We start from the raw sequence: 23,645 nt of genomic DNA, 5'->3' as shown, positions 1-23,645 counted from the left end.
ATTTCTCTCAGACGCGTAGCAGATGGACATCAACAAGCGGACGCTTCTGGAGCTTGCGCCCCAGAGCACGGCGCAGGGCCGTCTTGGCCGCATCCCGGAAGGCCGCATCATCCTGACGCAGCTCGTCGGGGATCTGGTCGATGGCATCGGCGAATTCTTCCTGAATCCGCACGCTTTCCGGATCATCAGATTCCAGCAGACCCGGCGCACTGATCTTCGGATCGCCGATGACATAGCCTTCGTCATCAACGGCAAAGCTCGCCAGCACGATACCGTTGAACAGCATCTTGCGACGCGCCGCGAGAACGCCTCCCGTCATCGGCAGCAGACGACCGCCATCCAGTGCCAGACGGCCCGTCGGCGCCGTATCCACGACCTTCACCTCACCCGGAGACAGGTTCAGGATATCGCCATCTTCCAGCAGGATCGGTTCCGAACCCATCTCATGAGCCAGCGCGGCATGCGCCGTCAGATGACGCCATTCACCATGGGTCGGGATGCTGTATTTCGGACGGACGATCCGGTACAGCGTGCGAATGTCTTCACTGGTCGCATGACCGGAGGTGTGGACCTTCGCGTCCTTGTCCGTCAGAACCGTTACACCACGACGCGACAGGTTGTCCTGCACGGCCATGACGGCCTGTTCGTTGCCCGGGATCATCCGCGAGCTGTAGATCACCGTATCGCCTTCACCCAGGGCGATGTTCGGATGCGTATCGGACGCAATGCGCGACAGGGCCGAGCGCGGTTCACCCTGGCTGCCGGTGATGATCATCAGCAGATTGTCGTCATCCACATCTCTGGCGTCCTGCTCGGTCAGGAACGGCGGCAGATCCTGGAAGTAGCCGCACTCACGCGCCGCCGTCTCAAGATTGCGCAGCGAACGGCCGACAATCATGACCACACGACCGGAAGCCTGTGCGGCCTTCGCAATACTCTCGACACGCGCCACGTTGCTGGCAAAACACGTCACGGCAATCCGGCCTTCCAGCCCCGCGATCAGCTCCGTCAGGCCCTTGCGCACATCGGCTTCGGACTCGGATTTTCCCGGCTTGAGCACGTTCGTGCTGTCGCCAACCATGGCGAGCACGCCTTCGTCACCGAGCTTGCCGAACGTCTCCAGATCCGTCACCGGACCGACCAGCGGGTTCTCGTCGAGCTTCCAGTCACCGGTATGGACGATCAGACCATGCGGCGTCCGCAGAGCCACGGCCTGCGCCTCGGCGACGGAATGCGTCACGGATACGAACTGCAGATCGAACGGCCCCACGTCAAAGCGCGAGCCCGGACGGATGACATGGATCTTCACCTGATTGTTCAGATGCGCTTCCTGCAGCTTGCGGCGCAGCACGGCGGCGGCAAACGGCGTGGCGTAGACCGGGCAGCGCAGATACGGCCACAGATGCGCTACCGCTCCCAGATGATCTTCATGCGCATGCGTAATCACCAGACCGCACAGATCCCGCGCACGATCGGCGATGAAGGTCGGATCCGGCATGAGCACTTCGGCTTCAGGCGTATCGTTACCCGAGAAGCCGATGCCGCAGTCGATGGCAAGCCAGGTGTCGTGACCGTTCTTCGTCAGGCAGTAGAGGTTGAAATTCATGCCGATCTCGCCCGTCCCGCCCAAGGGCAGGAAGGACAGACCGTCCTGTTTTTCTGTCATGATTGTTCCTTGCAGATATGATGCATAATCAGAGTGATATTCATTGCCCGATGCCCTGAGAGCGTTCGGGGGAATAGGAAAGCGGCGGACCCGTATTGCGGTCCGCCAGAAGGCGCAGGCCATCCAGCGTCAGATCGGGCGCCAGCACATCAAAAAGCGGCGTTCCCTCAGAGAACAGCGGAGCCAGACCGCCTGTTGCGATCACAGTCGGCTTTGCGTCCATTTCATCGGAAATTCGGTGGATCAGTCCCTCAACAAGACCGACATAACCCCAGAACAGGCCCGAACGCATCGCCACGCTCGTATTGCGGCCAATCGCCGCCGTAGGGCGGCCGATGCTCATGCGCGGCAGACGCGCTGCTGCCCGGTGCAGCGCATCGATCGACAGGTTCACACCCGGAGCAATCGCGCCACCACAGAACTCTCCCGCACTGTTCACGACATCAAAGGTCGTCGCGGTCCCGAAATCGACCACGATCAGCGGTGCGCCAAAAAGCTCACGTCCCGCCAGACCGTTCAGGCGACGGTCCGCGCCAAGTTCATGCGGATTGTCGACAAGAACGTCGATACCCCAGTCCAGCCTTGCATTGGCGACCAGAGGCACGACATCCAGCCATTCACGGCAGAAACGGCGCAGTTCATAAAGCGCTACGGGCACAACCGTCCCGATAATGGCCCGCGTGATGGCCCTGGCATTCACACTCACCCGATCGAAGAGTGTCAGAAGCCAGGCTGCATATTCATCCGCCGTCCGTGCTTCATTCGTCGAAATACGCCATTGCCCCAGCCACGACTCTCCATCGTGTACAGCAAACACGATGTTGGTGTTTCCAGCATCAATGACGAGAAGCACGTTGCGGTCCGGTCCTTCAGTCCAGCAGGATATCGCCGGTTACAACCGGAATGGTTTCACCGTGGGGCAAGGCAAGCAGCAGGCGTCCCTGCGCATCGAGCCCTGAAAACGAACCTGTAATATAGGTTTCACAACGCTGAACCGCAAGCGGGGTGCCAACCGGATGCGCCCGCGCCAGCCACGCGGCCCGAACCGGCGTGAACCCCTCCCGATCCCGGATGGTGGTCCAGCGTTCGATCTGTGCCACCAGGACCTTTCCGAAAGCTTCAGCAGACGGCGGATCAGTCGCTTCGGCGAGCGCCGCCAGACGACGACCAGGAATCTCGGGCGCCTGCCGCAGATTGGCCCCGATTCCCACAACGACCCAGGGACTGCCCTGTGGACCACCCGTCTCGATCAGCACGCCCGCCATCTTTCGACCGTGCATCAGAAGATCGTTAGGCCATTTGAGCATGAAACGGGACGGCCCCGTCACAGCCGGACAGAAATGCGTTGCCGTCTCGAAAAGGGCTACGGCGACAACAAACGGAAGGGCCGCGATGAAAGCCGCGGGATCAGCCGGACGAAACAGCAGCGAAATGGCAAGATTGCCACCCGGGTCAGTCCATGTCCGTCCGCGCGTGCCGCGCCCTGATGTCTGGGAAAAAGCCTGAACGGCAAGATGTTCGGGTTCACCGGCTTCGGCTCTGGCTTTGCACAGATCGGAAGTGGACCCGAGCGTTTCATGATATTCGAAACGCCAGCTCATGGCTGCATGATGTTCTTTATGGTGGGCGATGACGGGATTGAACCGCCGACCCTCTCGGTGTAAACGAGACGCTCTACCGCTGAGCTAATCGCCCTCAGACTGTGTGTGCGGTCTATATACACGGTTCCGGATGGCGGTAAAGCCACCCGAAACCGTTTTGTGAGCTTTCTCAGCTCACGGCGTCCTTCAGACCCTTGCCCGGCTTGAAACGGACAGAGGTGGATGCCGGAATGTCGATCTCTTCGCCCGTGCGCGGGTTACGGCCCTTGGCGGCCTTGCGCGTGGCAGTCACGAAGCTGCCGAAACCGACGAGACGGACTTCCTGCTTCTTGGCAAGCGTCGCCTCGATCGTGCTGAACACCGCATCGACAACTTCGCTGGCCTTGGCCTTCGGAAGATCGGCAGCGTCTGCAACGGCGGCGATCAGTTCCTGCTTGTTGAGGGGCTTCTCCATGATGTGCCTTTCTGGTGTTAGAGCGCCTGAGCCGGGCTCTGGTGAGTCCCTTCTGGCTCAGGCGCCTTGTTCGATCTGCGGCCGCACTATGAAGCGGATTTTGCCCGCGTCAACTGCTAGAATCGCAGAAGCGTGTCAGTGTCAGTGTGGAAGTGCCTGCGGAGCCGTCTTATCCACCGTTATTTCACCCATCGGGTCGACATTTTCATCCCATTCGATGGCTTCCGGCATACGAGTCAGAGCGATCTTGAGCACCTCATCCACATGACTGACGGGAATGATCTTGAGCGCGTGACGGACATTGTCCGGCACCTCCGCGAGATCCTTCTCGTTGTCCTTGGGGATCAGGACCGTCTTGATGCCAGCCCGCAGAGCCGCCAGCAGCTTCTCCTTGAGCCCCCCGATCTCCAGAACGCGGCCACGCAGGGTGATCTCACCCGTCATGGCCACATCCTTGCGGATGGGGATCTGGGTCATGATGCTCACCAGAGACGTGGCAAGCGCGATACCGGCGGACGGACCATCCTTGGGCGTCGCACCTTCGGGAAGATGGATATGGATATCCCGCTTCTCGAACAGCGGCGGCCGAATCCCGAAGTCCTGCGCCCGCGAGCGGACATAAGACAACGCGGCCGAGATGCTCTCCTGCATGACTTCGCCGAGTTTGCCGGTCTGCTTGACCTGCCCCTTGCCCGGAACCATCACGCTCTCGATCGTCAGGATCTCGCCGCCGACCGAAGTCCAGGCAAGTCCTGTCACCACGCCGACCATATCCTCCGTCTCGGTCTCGCCATGACGGTAGCGACGGACACCCGCATACTTCTCGAGGTTTTCGGGCGTGATCTCGACATGCTTGACGCCGGTCGTGATGATTTCCTTGACCGTCTTGCGCGCGAGCTTGGCCAGTTCACGCTCAAGGTTCCGGACGCCGGCCTCGCGAGTATAGGAACGGATCAGTTCGCGGATCGTATCATCCGTGACCGTCCACTCATCCGGCTTCAGGTTATGAGCCTCGGCCTGCTTGCCCAGAAGATGACGGCGCGCGATCTGCACCTTCTCGTCTTCCGTATAGCCGGACAGGTTGATGATCTCCATACGGTCCAGCAGCGGCTGGGGCATGTTCAGACTGTTCGCCGTCGTGACGAACATTACATCCGAAAGATCGTAATCCACTTCCAGATAATGATCGGCAAACGTGGAGTTCTGCTCCGGGTCCAGCACTTCGAGAAGCGCAGACGACGGATCGCCGCGCCAGTCGGCACCCAGCTTGTCGATCTCGTCGAGCAGGAACAGCGGGTTGGATGTCCGCGCTTTCTTCATGCCCTGGATGATCTTGCCCGGCATGGAGCCGATATAGGTCCGGCGATGGCCGCGGATCTCGGATTCATCGCGCACGCCACCCAGCGACATGCGGATGTAGTTCCGCCCCGTCGCCTTGGCGATCGAACGCGCCAGAGAGGTCTTGCCCACACCCGGCGGCCCTACGAGGCACAGGATCGGTCCCTTGAGCTTCTGCGAGCGCGTCTGCACAGCCAGATACTCGAGGATCCGCTCCTTGACCTTCTCCAGACCGTAATGCTCTGCTTCGAGAACATCCTCGGCGTGCTGGAACTCCCGCGTGATCTTGGAGCGCTTCTTCCAGGGAATCCCCAGCAGCCAGTCGAGATAGTTGCGCACAACCGTGCTCTCGGCCGACATCGGGCTCATGCCACGCAGCTTCTTCAGCTCGGCATGGGCCTTTTCCTTGGCCTCACGGCTCAGACGGGTCTTGTTGATCTTCTCTTCAAGCTCGGAGTTCTCGTCCTTGCCGTCTTCGCCTTCGCCGAGCTCCTTCTGGATCGCCTTGAGCTGCTCGTTCAGATAATACTCGCGCTGGGTCTTCTCCATCTGCCGCTTGACGCGGTTGCGGATGCGCTTTTCGACCTGGAGGACGCCGATTTCCGTCTCGATATGCGCGAAAACCTGTTCCAGACGACGCGCAGCCGAAGCCGTCTCCAGAATTTCCTGCTTTTCGGAAATCTTGAGATTCAGATGGCTCGCAATCGTATCGGCCAGCTTGGAAATACCCTCGATCTGGTTGATCGAGACCATGACTTCAGGCGGGATCTTCTTGTTAAGCTTGATATACTGCTCAAACTGCGAAACCGTTGAACGGCTCAGGGCCTCGATTTCACTTCCCGGAGCGGCATCAACAGGCTCCTCGGGGATTTCCTCGATTTCAGCCTCGAAATGCCCGTCTACATCGAACAGACGCGTGATGTGCACACGCCGCGTCCCTTCGACCAGAACCTTTACGGTCCCGTCAGGCAGCTTCAGAAGCTGAAGGATCGTCGAAACCGTACCGTAGCGATAGATATCATCGACGGACGGATCGTCCAGCGAGACATCCTTCTGCGCCACAAGCAGAATCTGCTTGCTCTCGCGTGTTACGGTTTCCAGTGCCTTCACCGACTTCTCGCGCCCGACAAACAGCGGCACGATCATGTGGGGGAACACGACAATGTTCCGAAGCGGCAAAACCGCCATCACGTCATGACGTACGGGCGGCTGCACAACAGGGGCCGCAGCTTCGGGCTCCGCCTTGCGCGCTGCAGCACGTGGCTTGCGCGTTACCTTCTTCGGAGCCGCAGCAGCTTTTTCGGAAACGGCCACATCGTCTGTCTTCTTTGTGCGGCGGCGGGTTTTCGGCTTGGTATCGTCAGTCATTCACTTGATCTCCAGAGGGACGATCTTGCGACACCGGCCTGCCATCCAGCGCCGGTATCGCATTTCTTTCATGCGTGAGCGGCATGAATTCGGACAACCTCAGTCAGTTATGTCGAAAGCCGATGGGGCCAGCACAAGAGCCGGAACCATTTTTACGCAGACTGCTCGGCGGGTTCGGACTTGCCCTTCCCGTAGACATAGACTGGCTGGGCCTTGCTTTCCGCCACTTCCCGATTGATGACGACCTCTTCGACGCCTTCAAGACCAGGAAGGTCGAACATCGTGCCAAGCAGGATGTTTTCCAGGATCGACCGCAGACCACGCGCGCCGGTCTTTCGTTCGATCGCACGCTTGGCAATGGCAGCCAGGGCGTCTTCCGTGAAGGTCAGCTTGACGCCTTCCATTTCGAAAAGGCGGCCATACTGCTTGATCAGCGCGTTCTTGGGCTTGCTGAGGATCTGGATCAGGGCTGACTCATCCAGATCGTTAAGCGCCGCGATGACCGGCAGACGACCGATGAATTCGGGGATAAGACCGAACTTCAGCAGATCTTCCGGCTCCACGCTCTGAAGGATCGCGCCGAGGCGACGCTCATCATCGGAACGGACATCCGCGCCGAAGCCGATGCCCGATCCCTTGCCACGCGCCGAAATGATCTTGTCCAGACCGGCAAAGGCGCCACCGCAGATGAAGAGCATGTTGGTCGTGTCGACCTGCAGGAATTCCTGCTGCGGATGCTTGCGGCCACCCTGCGGCGGCACGGAGGCCACGGTGCCTTCCATGAGCTTCAGCAGGGCCTGCTGCACGCCCTCGCCCGAGACATCCCGCGTGATGGAGGGATTGTCGGACTTGCGGGAAATCTTGTCGATCTCGTCGATATAGACGATGCCGCGCTGGGCCCGGTCGACATTGTAGTCGGCGGACTGGAGCAGCTTGAGGATGATGTTCTCCACATCCTCGCCAACATAACCGGCTTCGGTCAGGGTCGTGGCATCAGCCATCGTGAAGGGCACGTCCAGAATACGGGCCAGCGTCTGGGCAAGGAGTGTCTTGCCCGAACCCGTCGGACCGATCAGCAGGATGTTGGACTTCGCAATCTCGATGTCGCTGCTCTTTGCGGCATGGGCGAGACGCTTGTAGTGGTTGTGAACCGCCACGGAGAGCGCACGCTTGGCCTCGAACTGACCGATCACGTAATCGTCAAGAACCTTGCAGATTTCCTTGGGGGTCGGAACACCGTCGCGGGACTTCACGAGATGGGTCTTGTGCTCTTCACGGATGATATCCATGCAGAGCTCGACGCATTCATCACAGATGAAGACCGTGGGACCAGCAATCAGTTTGCGGACTTCGTGCTGGGATTTCCCACAGAACGAGCAATACAGGGTGTTCTTGGAATCGCCGGATTTGTTGCTCATTGCTGTTCCCTTTCCCTTGCGCACGACCTGACCACATTCACGCAGCAGACATGCGAAAGAACTTTAACTTTAGGCCGAGGTCAGAGCCTTCGGCAACCCCGGAGCCCAAATGCCCCAAGACACGAAAAGCGGCATATCGGAATGCCGCTTTTCTGTTCCGGAAGGAGCATCAGGCTCCTCAGGTCCGGAAATGTCTCAACTCGGGTCGGGCGTGGTCTCATGCGGATTGCGTTCGACGACCTTGTCGATCAGGCCGAATTCGCGGGCCTCATTGGCCGAGAGGTAGCTGTCACGCTCGAGCTTCTGCTCGATCTGCTCCAGAGTCTGGCCGGTATGTTCGCGATAGATCTCGTTCAGCCGCTGACGGATGATAAGGATTTCACGAGCCTGGATCTCAATGTCCGAAGCCTGACCCTGCGCACCGCCGGAAGGCTGGTGAACCATCACGCGGGCATTCGGAAGGGCGTAACGGTGCCCCTTCTCGCCACCTGCCAGAAGCAGGGATCCCATGGACGCAGCCTGACCGATGCAGACGGTGCTGACGGGGCAGCGGATATACTGCATGGTGTCATAGATCGCGAGACCGGCGGATACGACGCCGCCCGGGCTATTGATGTAGAACGAGATTTCCTTGGTGGGATTCACGCTCTCCAGATAAAGGAGCTGCGCGCAGATCAGGGACGAAACCTGATCGTAGACGGGTCCGGTCAGGAAGATGATGCGCTCCTGAAGGAGACGCGAAAAGATGTCGAAAGAGCGCTCTCCGCGGGCAGTCTGCTCGACCACCATCGGCACCAGAGAGTTGCTGAACACCTCGAGGGGATCACGATCCCGAATGGTCATGCTGTCTGTTCCTCAATGCCCGATGGGCTTTCTTCTGCTTCCTAACATGGACCCGACATGTCGTTCCGTCAAAGGGAGCAGGCAGGAAAAAACGGGCACCCCGAAGAGTGCCCGCTGGTTCCCGCGCCGAAAGATCAGAGTTCGGCGGGCGGGATTTCGGCCAGTTCTTCCGGCGTCACTTCCTTGTCGGTGACGTCGGCCAGTTCGATCAGGTAATCGACGACCTTGTTTTCCAGGATCGGGCCACGGAGCCCTTCGACAGCCTGCGGGTTCTTGGAGAAGAACTCGAAGACCATCTGTTCCTGACCCGGATAACGCTGGGCTTCCTGCTGCATCGCACCGAGGAGTTCCTCGCGGGAAACCTGGATTTCCTGCTTGCGGCCGATTTCAGCCAGCAGCAGACCCAGCTTCACGCGACGCTCTGCAATGCGACGGTAGTCAGCCTTGAGGGTCTCTTCGTCCTTGCCGGCATCTTCCTCGTCAAGACGACCAGCCTTGCGGTCTTCCTCGACACGGGCCCAGATCTGGTTGAACTCGGCGTCAACCATGCTGGAGGGAGCTTCGAAGTCCGTCTTCTCGGACAGAGCGTCCAGAAGGTCGCGCTTGATGCGCAGACGCGAAAGCTGCTGGTACTCGCCCTCAGCCTGCTCGGTGATGATCTTGCGGATCTGCTCGAGGTTCTCGAAACCGATCGTCTTGGCAAGCTCGTCGTCGATGGCCGGATCGACGGCCTTCTTCAGGGACTTCGCCTTGACGTCGAAGGTCACGGCCTTGCCGGCCAGCTCTTCAGCCTGGTAGTCGGCCGGGAACGTCACGTTGATGACGCGCTCTTCGCCAGCCTTCATGCCTTCCATCTGCTCGGCGAAGCCGGGAATGAAGCCTTCGCCGCCGATCTCGACGTTCACATCGTCAGCCGTGCCACCGTCGAACGGCGTGCCGTCCAGCTTGCCCACGAAATCGACGCACAGGACATCCCCCTTGGCGGCCGGACGGTCTTCTTCGATCGTCTCGAACTTGCGGCTGCGACGGGCCACATCGTTCAGGGCCTTGTCGACAGTCTCTTCGCTGACCTTGGCACCAAGGCGCGTCAGCTTCAGGCCGGACAGATCGGGAACCTCGATTTCCGGGAGAACTTCGGTCTCAACCTTGAATTCAAGATCCTTGCCGTCTTCGATCGCGGAAACCACCTCGACCTTCGGCTGCATGGCCGGACGGATCTTCTGCTCTTCGAACAGCTTGGCGGTCGCGTCGTTGACGGCTTCCTCAAGAAGTTCGGCATTCACGGACTCGCCATAGCGCTGCTTGACGAGGGAGGCCGGCACCTTGCCCGGACGGAAGCCCGGAAGCTTGATCGTCTTGGCGACTTCGGCGAGTCGTGCATCGCGGCGGGCCTGCAGGTCGGCAGACGGGACAACGACGGTGAAGGCGCGCTTAAGTCCTTCGTTGAGCGTGGGCGTAACCTGCATGAGCCAGGCGATCCTCTCGGTCGGTAGGTTGGTCAAATCTCTTTCTCGGGAAGCCGGGCTTGGTGCGGGCGGAGGGACTTGAACCCCCACGACTTGCGCCACCAGAACCTAAATCTGGCGTGTCTACCAATTTCACCACGCCCGCAGCGCTCGGCCTCCAGGCTCGTGTTACCGAACCTCGGAAGCGCGGCCTTTAGCGCATGAAACGCGACTTCACAACAGGGAGCCGGTCGCCTTTTTGTCTCTCGCCTCCCGCGCCAGACGCGTGGCGGTCGCCCGTGCCGGCCCCAGAGGCAGATCCAGATCCTCGGCCAGGGGCCAGCCGCCATGGGCTTTCCCGGCCTCGATTCCGGCTTCCCCATGCAGCCAGACACCTGCGCAGCAGCCTTCCCAGACGTCCATTCCAGCAGCAAGCAGGGCTGCGATCACACCCGTGAGGGTATCCCCCGAACCCGCCGTAGCCAGAGCGGAAGACGCATGCGTATTAATGGCGACCCGACCATCCGGGGCAGCAATGATGGTATCGGGGCCCTTCATGACGACAACGGCCTCAATACGCTTTGCCGCAGCCCGCGCGGCATCGAGCCGACTACCCTCGACCGGCCCGAAGAGTTTGCGGAACTCTCCGATATGGGGCGTGACAGCCGCGACCCCTTTCAGACGGGACAGATCCTGCGCCCCCCATGTCAGTGCACCAGCATCCGCCAGCACAATGCGGTCAGCCTTGAGAAGCTGCGGAAGGGTCGCAGCAACTTCGTCTTCAGTGAGGCCGGGACCGCAGATCCAGACCTTGCGACGCGCATCGTCCAGCAATTCGGAAAGCGGCGCATCGTCCACGATCAGACCGGGATCACCGAGTCGGTAGGCCGGAGCCCCCTCGCCCGCCGAGATCCGCACAAGACCGGCCCCGCTGCGGCGTGCCCCGCGAGCCGAGAGCCGGGTCGCACCAGGCATTTCAGCCCCAGCGCACAGACTGACGACACCACGGCGATATTTATAGTCCCCGTCCCCCGAAACCGGCAGGCTCCACAGGCCAGGCTCGTTATGCTGCACAACCGGTGTAATGCCGTCCCATGCCCCGTCAGGCATGTCGATATCGGCGCAGATCACTTCGCCACACAGATCAGAACCGGGTTGCAGGACATGCCCGGGACGCGGACGAACAAAGGTGACCGTAAGCGCACAGGCTCGGGCCTTGCCAAGGATTTCACCCGACGCTCCGGCCACACCGCTCGGCATGTCGATGGCAACGACCTCCCGGGCGGCCGCAAGAACAGCCGCCACATCATCCGCAACAGGACGCTTCAGGCCCGAACCGAAAACGGCATCCACAACCAGATCGGCTCCGGCCAGTTCCTCAGCCGTGAACGGCACGATGGGACCGGTCCAGCAGGCCGCCATTTCAGCAGCGGGCGTCCCGGGTTTGGGAGCGGCGAGCGCGGCAACGCGCACCGACCATCCCCAGCGCGCGAGATTGCAGGCCACGACATAGCCGTCGCCGCCGTTGTTTCCCGGCCCACAGGCAACCGTGACACGGCACGGCGAAAAACGGTTACGGATGACGCGCGCCACGGCCCATCCGGCATTTTCCATCAGACGCGTGGATGGAAGGATGGCAGCAGCCGCACGATCCATGCGGTCGCTCTCCTCGGGCAACAGCAATGCGAAAGGATGGCGCGACACGGGGCTGGATATTTCAGGGCTGGGCATTTCGGGGCGTTCTCCTGCTGGACTCATGACAGCAAAGCATGACCGGCTATTGCGTTGCCTCTTCCGGGGTCCCTCAATTCCGCTTCCCTCTGGCGCTGAGGGGCTTGCGTCGGGTATTCAGGGAAATGCTTCGGGAATGTTCTTCCCCCTTTTTTCCATTTTCAACCATGACGAGGATCAATGACAGGGTCGATCATCTGGAGCCTCGTGCTCGCAATCCATCTGCTGTGCATGACCTACTGGGTCGGCGGCTCGATCTATTCGACGCTCGTCGTCCGCTCCACGGTCGGACTGCTGGATCCGGGACCGCGTAACTCCGTCCTGCTTCAGGGATACACGCGTTTCTTCCGCGGCCTCTATCAGGTCATCCCGTTCTCGCTACTGAGCGGCTGGGCCCTGATTTTCCATGAAGGCGGATTTGCAGCCGTGCCCTGGCCGGTCAATGCAATGCAGCTTCTGGGCCTCGCCATGGCGGTTATTTTCATCCTGACTGTCCAGGGCCCCTTCCGCCGGGCCCGACGCGCCATGCGTCCCCAGCCCGGGCTGTTCGACACCCTGCGCAGCCGCACCGCGATGATGGCGGGACTGGGTGTCCTGACCATTCTTGTCGCAGCAATGGCACGCGGCATCTGAAATCGTACGCGATACGGCGCCTGAAGGGCCGTATCGCTTGCCATTCCTGCCATTTATCGATAACGCACCAGTTATAGCTGCGGGCAATTGCCCCGCCCTCAACTCCGGCCCTCATCCATTCGGGTGTGCGCCGTCAAAGAGAGTCTCGAGAGTCATTTGAGCGCGAAAACGACCTCCGGTCCTTCCAAGCCCCGTACGACTGCAACGCCCAGACGCGGACGCCCCTCTGCTTCGCGTACTGCCGCAGCCGCAACTTCCCCGACTGTTGCCGATGAAGGCGAAACGTCTCCGGTAACGGAAACTCCTGCTGCCAAGGCACCCCGTACGCGCCGCACGAAGACTGCGGCGACGGCGACGGAAAAGACGGCGGACGTGAAGACACCAGCACGCCGGACCCGCAAGGCGGCCACGCCTGCTGCCGAGTCCGCGACTAAAAGCGCAGCTCCTGCTCCGAAAACGACAGGACGCCGAAAGAAGGCTGTTACAGAGCCGGAAGCCGTGACCGAACTTGCTAAGGCGGCTGCAGCCGCACCTGCCACGCGTCGTCGTCGCTCCACAAAAGCACCAGAGGCCGTGACGGAAGAGGCTGAAGCAGCCCCCAAACGCCGAGGTCGTCCGCGCAAGACGCCGGTTGTGGAACAGGCCGCCGCCGAAGTCGTAACGGAAGAAACCGTGGAAGCTCCTGCCGCGCCGCGTCGTCGTGGCCGTCCCCGCAAGGTGGATGTCGCCGTCGCAGAGACCCCGGTAGAAGCGCCCGTCGAAAAAAAGGCGCGTCAGCCCCGTCGCAAGGCCTCCACCCCCGTCGTGGAAGCTCCTGAACCCGCTGCTGAAGAAACCCCTGCCGTTCAGGCCGAGTCCACGAAGGGCGAAAAGCCTGCGCGTCGTCGCCGCACCAAAGCGGCGGCTGCAACATCGGCTGTCGTTGAGGAAACTATTGAGGCACCTGCAGTCGTTGAGACCGTCGTGGTTGCCGAAGACGTTTCCGACAGGCCGCGCTTTGCCGATCTAGGGCTGGGCGAGCCGATCATGCGAGCCATTGAGGAGCTGGGTTATGAACACCCCACTCCCATTCAGGCCCAAGCCATTCCCGAAGTCCTGAAGGGCCATGACGTTCTGGGTGTCGCCCAGACCGGAACCGGAAAGACGGCATCCTTCACCCTGCCGATGCTCCAGAAGCTGGCTGGCTCACGCGCCCGGGCCCGGATGCCGCGCTCGCTGATCCTGGAGCCCACGCGTGAGCTGGCACTGCAGGTTGCCGAGAACTTCAAGCTCTACGGCAAGTATCTACGTCTGACCCACGCGCTGCTGATCGGCGGCGAGAGCATGGCCGAACAGCGCGATGTGCTGAACCGCGGCGTGGATGTGCTGATCGCGACTCCGGGCCGTCTGCTTGATCTGTTCGGACGTGGCGGCCTGCTGCTTACGCAGACCAGCACACTCGTCATCGACGAAGCCGACCGCATGCTGGACATGGGCTTCATCCCCGATATCGAAAAAATCGTGGCACTGCTGCCCGCCCATCGCCAGACCCTGTTTTTCTCCGCCACGATGGCACCGGAAATCCGACGTCTGGCCGATGCTTTCCTCCGACATCCGGTGGAAATCACGGTGTCGCGTCAGTCTTCCGTAGCCACGACGATCGAGGAAGCCCTGGTTATCGTGCCGGAGGACGAGAAGCGTCGCACGCTCAAGAAACTGCTGCGCCGTGAGAACGTCCAGAGCGCCATCGTGTTCTGCAATCGCAAGCGCGATGTGGACATGATCCAGCAGTATCTGACCAAGCATGGTATCGAAGCCGGCCATCTTCACGGAGATCTGGCCCAGTCCCTGCGCTTCTCAACGCTGGAGCGTTTCCGCTCTGGCGACCTGAAGTTCCTGGTGTGCTCGGATGTGGCAGCACGCGGCATCGATATCGGCGGCCTGTCGCATGTCTTCAACTATGATCTGCCGTTCAACGCGGAAGATTATGTGCATCGCATCGGACGGACCGGTCGTGCGGGTAACGAAGGCCATGCATTCAGCCTGGCGACCCCGCGCGATCGCAGATTGCTGGAAGCCATCGAGACACTGACAGGCAAGGTAATTGCCCGTCCGGTTCTTGAAGGCATCACGACCGTTGACTGGGCGCCCGAAGACGGTGAACGCCGTCCGGCCGAGGCCGAGACTCCTGCACCTCAGGACGTGGCGGAAGAAGGAGAACAGCGGCTCCGCAAGCGCCGTCGTGGCGGTCGTAAGCGCAATCGTGGCGATCGTGACGAGAACGAGACCGTTCAGCAGGTTGCTCCTACTGCCGTCGCTTCTGTCGCAGTAATCGAGGCCCCAGTCAGCCACCGTTCGGTTGAACTGGCCCCCGCTTTCGAAAACGATGGGCCAAAGACTGGCTTTGGTGGTGATACACCCGCTTTCATGCTGGTTCCGCGCCGCAGGAAAGTCACGGTTTCCGGTAGCACCGATCCTGCTGCTCCTGTTCAGCATGATGGACGCCATTACGGTAATGAATGATACCTTGACCGGAGTTGCAGAACTCCGGATTGAAGGACTGGGTGCGGCAGGCGACGGCGTTGCGCATCTTGATGACCAGACCGTTTTCATCCCGGGCACTCTGCCCGGGGAAGACGTCCGGGTCCGCCTTGCTCCCGCTCATCCCGAACTGATTGACATCGTTCACGCATCACCCGACCGCGTAACTCCGCCCTGCGACCTGTTTGGCGAATGCGGCGGCTGTGCATTGCAGCACCTCTCCCTGCCAGCCCTGCTGGACTGGAAAGCGCAGCGCGTCACACAGGCCCTCACGGCAGCAGGTTTTACGGATCTGCCGCCTGCGCGGATGTTCCAGACAACGCCGAAAACCCGGCGCCGCATGGATTTTGCTGTCCAGCGCGTCCCGGGCGGCGTGATCATCGGACTACATCGTCGCAATGGCGATCCCGTGGACATGACGGAATGTCACGTCCTGCATCCTGCGATTTTCGGACTTCTCGCCCCTCTGCGTGAGGTTCTTGGAAGTCTGGGTGCGCTGACGGGCCGCGGGAGCCTGATGGTCAACCTGCTCGATAGCGGACCGGACCTGACGCTTCAGACCCCCGCTCCCCTGACGAGTGCCGATCGCATCAAGCTTGCAGCCTTTGCCCGCGACCATGATCTGTCGCGGATCTCCTGGCAGGATCCGAAAGATCTGGGCATCGAGACTGTGGCCCAGTCCGGCCCGGTCCGGGAAGATTTTGGTGGTGTGATCGTCTCCCCGCCCCCTTCTGCCTTTCTTCAGGCGACCACTGACGCCGAGAAGGCCATTGTCATCGCTGTCGTAGACGGGTTGCCGTCACTCAACAAAAAGGACGTGACAGTTGAACTGTTTGCCGGATGTGGCACCCTGACCTTTCCGATGTCCGAAAAGGGCCGGGTCATGGCCTATGAAGGCAATCTGGCGGCCGCGAACTGCCTGAAGGCTGCCTCCGGCGGACGCCGCGTGGATGGATTTCATCGGGACCTAGGGCGCCAGCCGCTTCTGCCGCACGATCTGAAATCGACTCGGGCCGTGGTTCTCGATCCGCCTTATGCTGGCGCAGGGGCGCAGACCATGCCTCTGGCCAAATCAGCCGTTCCGGACCTCGTTTATGTAAGCTGCAATCCGGCCGCGCTTGAAAAAGACGGCAAGGCTCTGTGGAACGCAGGTTTTTCGGTCATCGGCCTGACGATCGTGGACCAGTTCCTGTGGTCCACGGAAGTCGAGGCTGTAGTCGTGCTGTCCCGTGACGTGAAGCGGATCAGACGTGAAAACTCTCGCCGCAGCCGCAGCGACCTTTCTCGTTCGGATTCCTGAACGTGAACCCGGATTCGAGGTCCTTGACCTCGTAATCCATGACAGTGCCGGTCAGGAACAGGGTCGCCTTGCGATCCACCAGCAGGGTCACGCCCTGATCCTCGACCCGCTCATCAGTTGGCTCCGGGGCCGTCACGAAGTTCATTTCGTAAGACAGTCCCGAGCACCCACGCGTTCCTACGCTGATACGCAGGAGCTGGCCCTGATGGGAACCTACGTAAAGAGCTTTCAGGCGCTTGGCCGCCTGATCGGACAGGGTCATCAGGGCAGGCAGCGGGCGGCGCGTTGCGACGTCGGACATGATGGTTCTTTCCGGATCAGAACATGTTAAGGGCAAGACGGGCATCGTCGCTCATGCGGCTCATATCCCACGGCGGATCCCAGACGATTTCCACCGTAGCCTGGGTAACACCCGGAACATGGGAAACAGCATCGCGCACCATCTCCGGCAGTTCCTGCGCACTGGGACAATTGGGCGCCGTCAGCGTCATCTCGATATGCACGCGGCCATCATCATGCAGATCGATCGCGTAGATCAGGCCGAGTTCATAGATGTTGACCGGGATCTCCGGGTCATACACCGTCGCAATCGCCGCAATCACCGCTTCCTGATCGGGCGCTGTTCCCGGCGCAGGAGCGGTGGCTGTGTCTTCACTGGGGGTGATATCGGTCATGGCTTCACTCATGTGAGCATCATCCGGGCCCGTTCAAGGCCTTGGATCAGCGCATCGATCTCTTCAGTCGTGGTGTAGATGCCAAAGCTGGCGCGTGCAGTGGCATGAACGCCAAGACGACGCACCAGAGGTTCGGCACAATGCTGCCCTGCACGGATGGCGATTCCAAGCTGATCGAGCAGCGTTGCCAGATCATGCGGATGCGCACCGTCCATGACGAAGGAGATTACCCCCCCGCGCTCTTCCGGCTCGCCCAGAATGCGCAGACTGTTGATCCCGCGCATCTTTTCCAGCGCATAAGCGGTCAGCTCGGCTTCATGACGTGAAATGGCGTCATAGCCGATCTCTTCCACAAAGCGGACAGCCGCCCCCAGACCGATCGTCTCCAGAATGGCGGGCGTACCGGCCTCGAACTTGTGCGGAACATGCGCCCAGGTGGCACGCTCGAACGAAACGTTCTGGATCATGTCACCGCCACCCATGAATGGCGGCATGATGTCCAGCAGTTCCATCTTCCCCCAGAGCGCACCGATCCCCGTGGGGCCATAGAGCTTGTGACCGGTGAATGTGAAGAAATCCGCCCCAAGATCCTGAACATCGATTTTGCGATGCACAACGGACTGAGACCCGTCCAGCAGAATGCGCGCGCCGTAAGCGTGGGCGATTTCCGTCAGCTTCCGGGCCGGCGTGATCGTTCCCAGCACATTGGACATGTGCGTGACGGCAACAAGCGCCACTTTGCCATCCGAAAGAAGCGCTTCGTAAGCGTCCAGATCGATATCGCCGGCATCATTGATGGGAGCGACACGTAGTTCAATGCCGGTACGGTCCCGCAGCATAAGCCATGGAACAATATTGGCGTGGTGCTCAAGCTCTGAAATCAGGACTGCCTGCCCCGGCTTCAGCATGCTGCCGAAACTGTGCGCCACGAGGTTGATGGCCTCGGTGCTGTTACGGGTGAAGACAATTTCCCGATAATCAGGCGCATTCAGAAGACGGGCCACGTCATGACGGGCGCGCTCATAGGCTTCCGTCGTGCGCTCGCTCATCCAGTGCAGACCACGATGGATATTGGCATACTGGTGATACGCCGCATCCCGCATGGCCTCGATCACAACATCCGGCTTCTGGGACGAGGCCGCGCTGTCGAGAAAGACCAGAGGCCGACCATGAACGGTTTCGTTCAGGATCGGGAAATGAGCGCGGATTTCCGGCATATCCAGCCCGGTACGGCTGTCAGCGAGGGTCATGACGTCATGCTCCGCAGCAGCAGATCACGCAGACCTTCATCGGAAACCAGATCCAGCGCATCAATCAGGAAAGCGCGCACGAGCATGTCCCGCGCATCTGCTTCCGCAATCCCGCGGGAGCGCAGATAGAAGAGCTGCTCGTCATCAAGCGCGCCAACAGTGGCGCCGTGGCTGCACTTGACGTCGTCGGCATAGATTTCCAGCTCGGGCTTGCTGTTGATCTGCGCCTTTTCGGACAGCAGCAGCGCCTGATTCATCTGATAGCCGTCAGTTTTCTGGGCCACGCGATCAACAAGGATCTTGCCCTGGAAAACACCCTGTCCAGCGTCGGACAGCACCGTCTTGACAGTCTGGCGCGAGCTGCCATCAGGGGCGGCATGATGGATCATGGAGGTCAGGTCGTTCAGACGCTGGCCATCGACGATCTGCACGCCATTCACATGCGCCATGGCGTGAGGTGCGCCCAGTGTCACAACAGCTTCATGACGCGCGAGACCGCTGCCCTGGTTCAGGGTGAAGCTGTCATATTCGCCCTTCTCCGCCACATCGGCCGAGACAATGGCGAGATGCGTGCCGGTCAGGCTTTCACGCTGTACCTTGACGTGACGCAGGGTTGCTCCCTTGCCCACAACGATGTCAAAGCGCGGATTGGCGATATAACGCCCTTCACCTGTGCTGATATCGTACAGTGTCAGGGAGGCACCGTCTTCCAGTACGATGCGGTGCTGGAGATGCGTCGAAACGTCCTGCCCGTCGGACAGGCTGACGAGCGTCAGCAGACCGGCATCCGTTCCCGCGGGAACACGGACGTCGAGGCCTCTTTCGCCAAGCGCCGTATTCAGCGTCGCGGAAAACAGTCCCTTAAGTGGGGAGACATTTTCCGAAGCCTGCCGCACTACTTCCGGAAGAGCCGACAATGCGTCCATAAACTGGCCATTGCCATAGACCACGCGGGCACCCGTTTCTGGCAGAACCAGACGGTCCAGCAGCGCAGTGGTGGTTTCGGCCGTCAGGGGTGCAGGCTTCTGCCACGCCGTATCCGCGATCGAACGCAGCGGCGTATAACGCCAGGCTTCGACGCGGCGCGTCGGCAACCCCGTTTCGGCCAGAGCCGCGCCGTGCCCGGCGGCACGCGCAACGAACGCCTCCAGAGCCGGAGCGGCGTTCTGCGTCACGGTTGGCGCTCCGCTCACGCTGCCGCCTCGAGGAACTGGGTATAACCCTGCTTCTCAAGCGTCTTGGCGATATCGGGACCGCCGCTGTGGATGATGCGACCATGCGCCATGACATGCACACGGTCCGGCACGATGTAATCGAGCAGGCGCTGGTGATGGGTGATGACCAGCGCGGAGAAATCCGGGCTGCGCAGGGAATTCACGCCTTCGGCCACGATGCGCAGGGCGTCGATGTCCAGACCACTATCCGTCTCGTCAAGGATGGCGAAGGATGGCTGGAGCAGACGCATCTGGAGTACTTCGTTGCGTTTCTTCTCGCCGCCCGAGAAACCGACATTGACCGCACGCTTGAGCATGTCGTCGGACATGGACAGGTGCTTGGTCTCGGCACGGACAGCCTTGAGGAAAGCCACGGCATCCAGTTCGGCTTCACCACGCGCTCGGCGAACGGCATTCACGGCCGTGCGCAGGAAGTTCGCGTTGTTCACACCCGGCAGTTCGACCGGCGACTGGAACGCCAGGAACAGGCCAAGCGCGGCGCGTTCTTCAGGTTCGAGCGCCAGCAGGTCCTGCCCCTTGAAAGTGGCGGACCCACCCGTAACTTCGTAGTCGTCACGACCGGCCAGCACGTAGGACAGCGTGGATTTACCCGAACCGTTCGGCCCCATGATGGCATGGATTTCGCCCTTGGGCACTTCGAGATCGAGGCCCTTGAGGATATCCTTGGGCGTGCCGTCGGCGTCGATGCGGGCCTGAAGCCCCTGAATTTTCAGAAAATCGCTCATATTAACCCACACTTCCTTCGAGGCTGATCTGCAGAAGCTTCTGCGCCTCGACCGCGAATTCCATCGGGAGCTCCTTGAGCACCTCGCGGCAGAAACCATTGACGATCAGACCGACTGCATCTTCTTCCGACAGGCCGCGCGAACGGCAGTAGAAAAGCTGGTCTTCGGAGATTTTTGACGTGGTCGCTTCATGCTCCACGCGCGCCGTCATGTTGCGGCTTTCGATATAGGGCACCGTATGCGCGCCGCACTGATCGCCGATCAGAAGGCTGTCGCACTGCGTGAAATTGCGTGCGTTACGCGCCTTAGGCTGCATGCGGACCAGACCGCGATAGGTGCTGTCGGAATGCCCGGCGGAAATGGTCTTGGCAATGATCGTCGAGCGCGTGTTCGGCGCCAGATGGATCATCTTCGTGCCCGTATCGGCCTGCTGGTGATTATTGGTCACTGCAACCGAATAGAACTCGCCAACCGATCCCTCACCGGCGAGCACACAGGACGGATACTTCCAGGTAATGGCAGACCCGGTCTCGACCTGCGTCCATGAAATCTTGGAGCGCGCGCCACGGCAGATGCCACGCTTGGTGACGAAATTATAGATGCCGCCACGGCCTTCATCATCACCCGGATACCAGTTCTGGACGGTGGAATACTTGATCGAGGCATCTTCCATCGCGACAAGCTCGACCACGGCCGCATGAAGCTGGTTTTCGTCACGCTGCGGCGCCGTGCAGCCTTCCAGATAGGAGACGGTGGCACGGTCTTCCGCGATGATGAGCGTACGCTCGAACTGTCCCGTATTGCGCGCATTGATGCGGAAATAGGTGGACAGCTCCATCGGGCAACGGACACCCTCGGGAATGTAGACGAACGAGCCGTCCGTGAAGACGGCGGAGTTCAGGGCCGCAAAGAAATTGTCTGCTACCGGAACCACCGTGCCCAGATATTTCTGGACCAGTTCGGGGTGCTCACGGATCGCGTCGGAGATCGGGCAGAAGATCACCCCGGCTTCGGCAAGCGTCTTGCGGAAGGTCGTCGCAACGGACACGCTGTCAAAAACGGCATCCACAGCAACAGGCAGACGCTCCTCCGCACCTTCGACCCCAGCAAGCAAAGCCTGCTCATGCAGGGGAATACCCAGCTTGGCGTACGTCTTGAGCAACTCGGGATCGACTTCGTCGAGGCTCTTGGGGCCAGGCTTCTTCTTGGGCTGCGCGAAATAATGCGCGTCCTGATAGTCGATCGGCGGATGATGGATATGGGCCCAGGTCGGCTCTTCCATTTCCAGCCACGCGCGAAAGGCCTTCAGGCGCCAGTCCAGCATCCACTGCGGCTCACCCTTGCGCTCGGAGATCAGGCGCACCGTCTCCTCATTGAGGCCCTTGGGCGCGATATCCATCTCGATATCGGTCTCGAAACCCCATTCGTAGCTGGATTTCGCGAGCTTTTCGACTGTCTCGCGGGTTTCCGTCACGGCTGGCATGGTGTGTTGTCCTTAACTGACCGCGTCGGTCACGGAAGAAGTCTCCGCTCCGGCGGGGGCGACAGGTGCAGACGCGGGGCTGCGCCTTGGCAGGCGCTCCGCGTGACGGCCCATATCTGCCAGTGTGATGCTGTTGAGCGTTCTGAGAATGGCGTCATTCACGACATCCCACTGTCCGGACAGGCCGCACAGCGAACTGTGCTCGCACTCGCGTCCGTCACAGCAGGCCGTGATGGCGATCGGACCATCCACAGCAGCAATAACGGTTGCGACTGTCACGGTTTCAAGTGCGCTGGAAAGACGGTATCCGCCTCGGGCGCCACGATGGGACAGGACCAAGCCACTGGAGGCCAGCCCCTTGAGAAGCTTGGCGACGGTCGGTTCGGGGACGCCGGTTTCCACCGCAAGGGCTGCTGCTGTTGCCAGTCCTTCGTGACGACCGAGATGGACCAGAAGGACAGTGGCGTAATCGGCCAGTTTGGACAGCCTCAGCATCGCTTGCACACTCACATCTTGTTCTAATTCAAGACTTGCTAAGTCCTGATTTGTTCCAAATGACCCAATCCCGCGCAAAGGTCAAGACTTCTGTATCCCCCCGGTCTCCGGACATGGAATGTTACACACCAAAAAACAGTCGGGAAACGCCGTCGAGCGCCGCTCCGGCAAGAAAACCGACAACAGTGCCATTTATGCGGATATAGGCCAGATCGCGGCCTACCCGCGACTCCAGCCGGGCCGCCAGATCGTTTCCATCCCAGCCGGCCATGACGGCCGCGATAAACCCCGAAAGCTTTTCACGCAGGCCGGGCAGGATCCGCTGGACGGTACTTTCGACAGCCTGATTGACCTTCAGCCGCAGGGATTCATTGGAACGCAGGGCACTTGCAAGCTGAACAATAGCCGCATCGATGACAGTGGCGCTCCAGCCGTCCTCGCGCCCGCTGTCTTCCTCGACCATGCGCCGCAGACGGTCCCACAGCTCCGAACTCCATCCCTTGAGACTGGTATGGGTCAGGACGGACGTAATCGTATCCGCCATGTCCTTGCGACGGGCAGGATCGTTTTCGATGCGGTCGATCTCGCCCCGGACCCAGGTGGTGAACCCGTGCCGCAGTTCCGAGTCCATCGGATCGACCCGCTCAAATTCGGCGTGCAGAGCCATAAGGACGCGGCTGGCGACGGATCCCCCAATGGCCCAGCCCAGAAAACGCCCCCCCTGCTCGCGCACGCGCTCTTCCACGAAATGACGCAGATCGGACTCACGTGAGGTCACGGTCGTCTTGATGCGCTCCAGCAGAAAGGACAGGACCTCCTGATGCATCTCGCTATCCACCATGGCCCGCATGCCACGCGAAACGAGGGGAGCCATTTCCTCACCATTCAGCAGAACCGGAAGCGCGCGCGAAATGGCGGTCTTGGCGCGTCCGTCTTCCATCCGATCAAACATCAGCGGAATGGCAGAACGCATGCTGGTAACGAGCGTCTGGCGGTTCGCCGGATCGTTCAGCATGTCGGCAATCAGGCCGGAGAGGTCGATTTTCGACAGGGCGCGGCGGACATCATCCTCAGTGAAGAACTGACCGGAAATGAAGCGTCCCAGCGCCTGCCCGAGACGTTCTTTCTGCCGCGGCAGAATGGCCGTGTGGGGAATAGGCAGCCCCAGCGGATGGCGGAACAGGGCCGTAACCGCGAACCAGTCGGCAAGACCACCAACCACGCCTGCCCGCGAGCCTGCGCGCAGCAGGCTGAAGGCAAGACTACCGTCCCCGATATGACGGGCGGCCGCAAGTGTCGTTCCCGCAGCGAGAATACCCATGCCGACGAGCAGGCCGCCGGCCATGAACCTGGGCGAGAAACCTGTGGGGCTGGATTTCCGGGAAACGGGTGAGGTCGTGTCCGCGTGCATGAGCGCACCGATAGCATCATCCTGCCGTGCTGTCGCGTCCAGAGCAAGGTTGCGC

The 23,645-nt window shown here is 60.7% G+C and carries 20 protein-coding genes and 2 tRNA genes; 3 read left to right on the top strand and 19 right to left on the bottom strand.

All coding sequences use genetic code 11. The features are described from left to right. Nucleotides 1-7: 7 nt before the first annotated feature. From KP701_RS02315 to KP701_RS02265, 11 genes are all read right to left on the bottom strand, one after another. Nucleotides 8-1,666, bottom strand: coding sequence for a ribonuclease J (locus KP701_RS02315; RefSeq protein WP_215745547.1), 1,659 nt, complete (start codon nt 1,664-1,666; stop codon nt 8-10). Nucleotides 1,667-1,706: 40 nt separating this feature from the next. Continuing rightward, complete coding sequence (locus tag KP701_RS02310) at nt 1,707-2,519, bottom strand: type III pantothenate kinase (RefSeq protein WP_215745546.1); 813 nt, start codon at nt 2,517-2,519, stop codon at nt 1,707-1,709. Between the two features lie 16 nt (nt 2,520-2,535). Beyond that, the gene (locus tag KP701_RS02305; protein ID WP_215745545.1) at nt 2,536-3,267 is read right to left on the bottom strand and encodes a biotin--[acetyl-CoA-carboxylase] ligase; all 732 of its coding nucleotides are present in this window, start codon (nt 3,265-3,267) and stop codon (nt 2,536-2,538) included. Nucleotides 3,268-3,286: 19 nt separating this feature from the next. Next, nucleotides 3,287-3,361, bottom strand: a tRNA-Val gene (locus KP701_RS02300). A 75-nt stretch (nt 3,362-3,436) separates the two neighbouring features. Further along, a complete protein-coding gene (locus KP701_RS02295) occupies nt 3,437-3,721 on the bottom strand; it encodes an HU family DNA-binding protein (protein WP_011251684.1) in 285 nt (94 codons plus the stop codon). 141 nt (nt 3,722-3,862) lie between these two features. Next, nucleotides 3,863-6,427: an endopeptidase La gene (gene lon, locus KP701_RS02290; protein WP_215745544.1), complete on the bottom strand. Its 2,565-nt coding sequence runs from the start codon at nt 6,425-6,427 to the stop codon at nt 3,863-3,865. 152 nt (nt 6,428-6,579) lie between these two features. Continuing rightward, nucleotides 6,580-7,845 carry an ATP-dependent Clp protease ATP-binding subunit ClpX gene (clpX, locus tag KP701_RS02285; protein ID WP_215745543.1) on the bottom strand — a complete coding sequence of 422 codons (1,266 nt, stop codon included), beginning with the start codon at nt 7,843-7,845 and terminating at the stop codon, nt 6,580-6,582. Nucleotides 7,846-8,040: 195 nt separating this feature from the next. After that, entirely contained in the window at nt 8,041-8,688 is a 648-nt protein-coding gene (locus tag KP701_RS02280) for an ATP-dependent Clp protease proteolytic subunit (RefSeq protein WP_011251687.1), read from the bottom strand. 134 nt (nt 8,689-8,822) lie between these two features. Then, entirely contained in the window at nt 8,823-10,154 is a 1,332-nt protein-coding gene (tig, locus tag KP701_RS02275) for a trigger factor (RefSeq protein ID WP_215745542.1), read from the bottom strand. A gap of 60 nt (nt 10,155-10,214) precedes the next feature. After that, nucleotides 10,215-10,299: transfer RNA gene (locus KP701_RS02270), tRNA-Leu, on the bottom strand. Nucleotides 10,300-10,367: 68 nt separating this feature from the next. Next, a complete protein-coding gene (locus KP701_RS02265; RefSeq protein ID WP_215745541.1) occupies nt 10,368-11,864 on the bottom strand; it encodes an NAD(P)H-hydrate dehydratase in 1,497 nt (498 codons plus the stop codon). Between the two features lie 180 nt (nt 11,865-12,044). Here KP701_RS02265 and KP701_RS02260 point away from each other — a divergent pair, with 180 nt between their 5' ends. The 3 genes from KP701_RS02260 (at nt 12,045) to KP701_RS02250 (ending at nt 16,317) form a co-directional block, all read left to right on the top strand. After that, entirely contained in the window at nt 12,045-12,497 is a 453-nt protein-coding gene (locus KP701_RS02260) for a hypothetical protein (protein ID WP_215745540.1), read from the top strand. A gap of 372 nt (nt 12,498-12,869) precedes the next feature. After that, nucleotides 12,870-14,999: a DEAD/DEAH box helicase gene (locus KP701_RS02255; protein WP_371818879.1), complete on the top strand. Its 2,130-nt coding sequence runs from the start codon at nt 12,870-12,872 to the stop codon at nt 14,997-14,999. Continuing rightward, entirely contained in the window at nt 14,974-16,317 is a 1,344-nt protein-coding gene (locus tag KP701_RS02250) for a class I SAM-dependent RNA methyltransferase (protein ID WP_215745671.1), read from the top strand. The genes KP701_RS02255 and KP701_RS02250 overlap by 26 nt, the downstream gene beginning before the upstream one ends. Here KP701_RS02250 and KP701_RS02245 read toward each other — a convergent pair. The 8 genes from KP701_RS02245 to KP701_RS02210 all read right to left on the bottom strand — a co-directional run bounded on the left by KP701_RS02245 (nt 16,262) and on the right by KP701_RS02210 (nt 23,524). Next, nucleotides 16,262-16,618, bottom strand: a complete 357-nt coding sequence (locus KP701_RS02245; protein WP_215745538.1) for an iron-sulfur cluster assembly accessory protein — start codon at nt 16,616-16,618, stop codon at nt 16,262-16,264. The two genes, KP701_RS02250 and KP701_RS02245, sit on opposite strands and share 56 nt — an antisense overlap. A gap of 16 nt (nt 16,619-16,634) precedes the next feature. Further along, on the bottom strand, nt 16,635-17,003 hold the full coding sequence (locus KP701_RS02240; RefSeq protein ID WP_215745537.1) for an SUF system Fe-S cluster assembly protein: 369 nt from the start codon (nt 17,001-17,003) through the stop codon (nt 16,635-16,637). Then, the gene (locus tag KP701_RS02235) at nt 17,000-18,241 is read right to left on the bottom strand and encodes a cysteine desulfurase (RefSeq protein ID WP_305798392.1); all 1,242 of its coding nucleotides are present in this window, start codon (nt 18,239-18,241) and stop codon (nt 17,000-17,002) included. Before KP701_RS02235 ends, KP701_RS02240 begins: the two co-directional genes overlap by 4 nt. Then, nucleotides 18,238-19,416, bottom strand: coding sequence for a Fe-S cluster assembly protein SufD (gene sufD, locus KP701_RS02230; RefSeq protein ID WP_215745536.1), 1,179 nt, complete (start codon nt 19,414-19,416; stop codon nt 18,238-18,240). The genes KP701_RS02235 and sufD overlap by 4 nt, the downstream gene beginning before the upstream one ends. 14 nt (nt 19,417-19,430) lie before the next feature. Beyond that, nucleotides 19,431-20,201: a Fe-S cluster assembly ATPase SufC gene (sufC, locus tag KP701_RS02225; protein WP_062510140.1), complete on the bottom strand. Its 771-nt coding sequence runs from the start codon at nt 20,199-20,201 to the stop codon at nt 19,431-19,433. Between the two features lies 1 nt (nt 20,202). Further along, nucleotides 20,203-21,684, bottom strand: a complete 1,482-nt coding sequence (gene sufB, locus KP701_RS02220) for a Fe-S cluster assembly protein SufB (RefSeq protein WP_011251697.1) — start codon at nt 21,682-21,684, stop codon at nt 20,203-20,205. A gap of 12 nt (nt 21,685-21,696) precedes the next feature. After that, on the bottom strand, nt 21,697-22,179 hold the full coding sequence (locus tag KP701_RS02215; protein WP_215745535.1) for an SUF system Fe-S cluster assembly regulator: 483 nt from the start codon (nt 22,177-22,179) through the stop codon (nt 21,697-21,699). 121 nt (nt 22,180-22,300) lie between these two features. Then, a complete protein-coding gene (locus KP701_RS02210; RefSeq protein WP_225197903.1) occupies nt 22,301-23,524 on the bottom strand; it encodes a DUF445 domain-containing protein in 1,224 nt (407 codons plus the stop codon). Between the last annotated feature and the right edge of the window lie 121 nt (nt 23,525-23,645).

Origin of the sequence: Gluconobacter sp. P1C6_b, assembly GCF_018811945.1 — a bacterium.
GTDB lineage: Bacteria > Pseudomonadota > Alphaproteobacteria > Acetobacterales > Acetobacteraceae > Gluconobacter.
The sequence above is the reverse complement of the archived record's forward strand: the minus strand, read 5'-3'. Positions and strand labels throughout refer to the sequence as shown.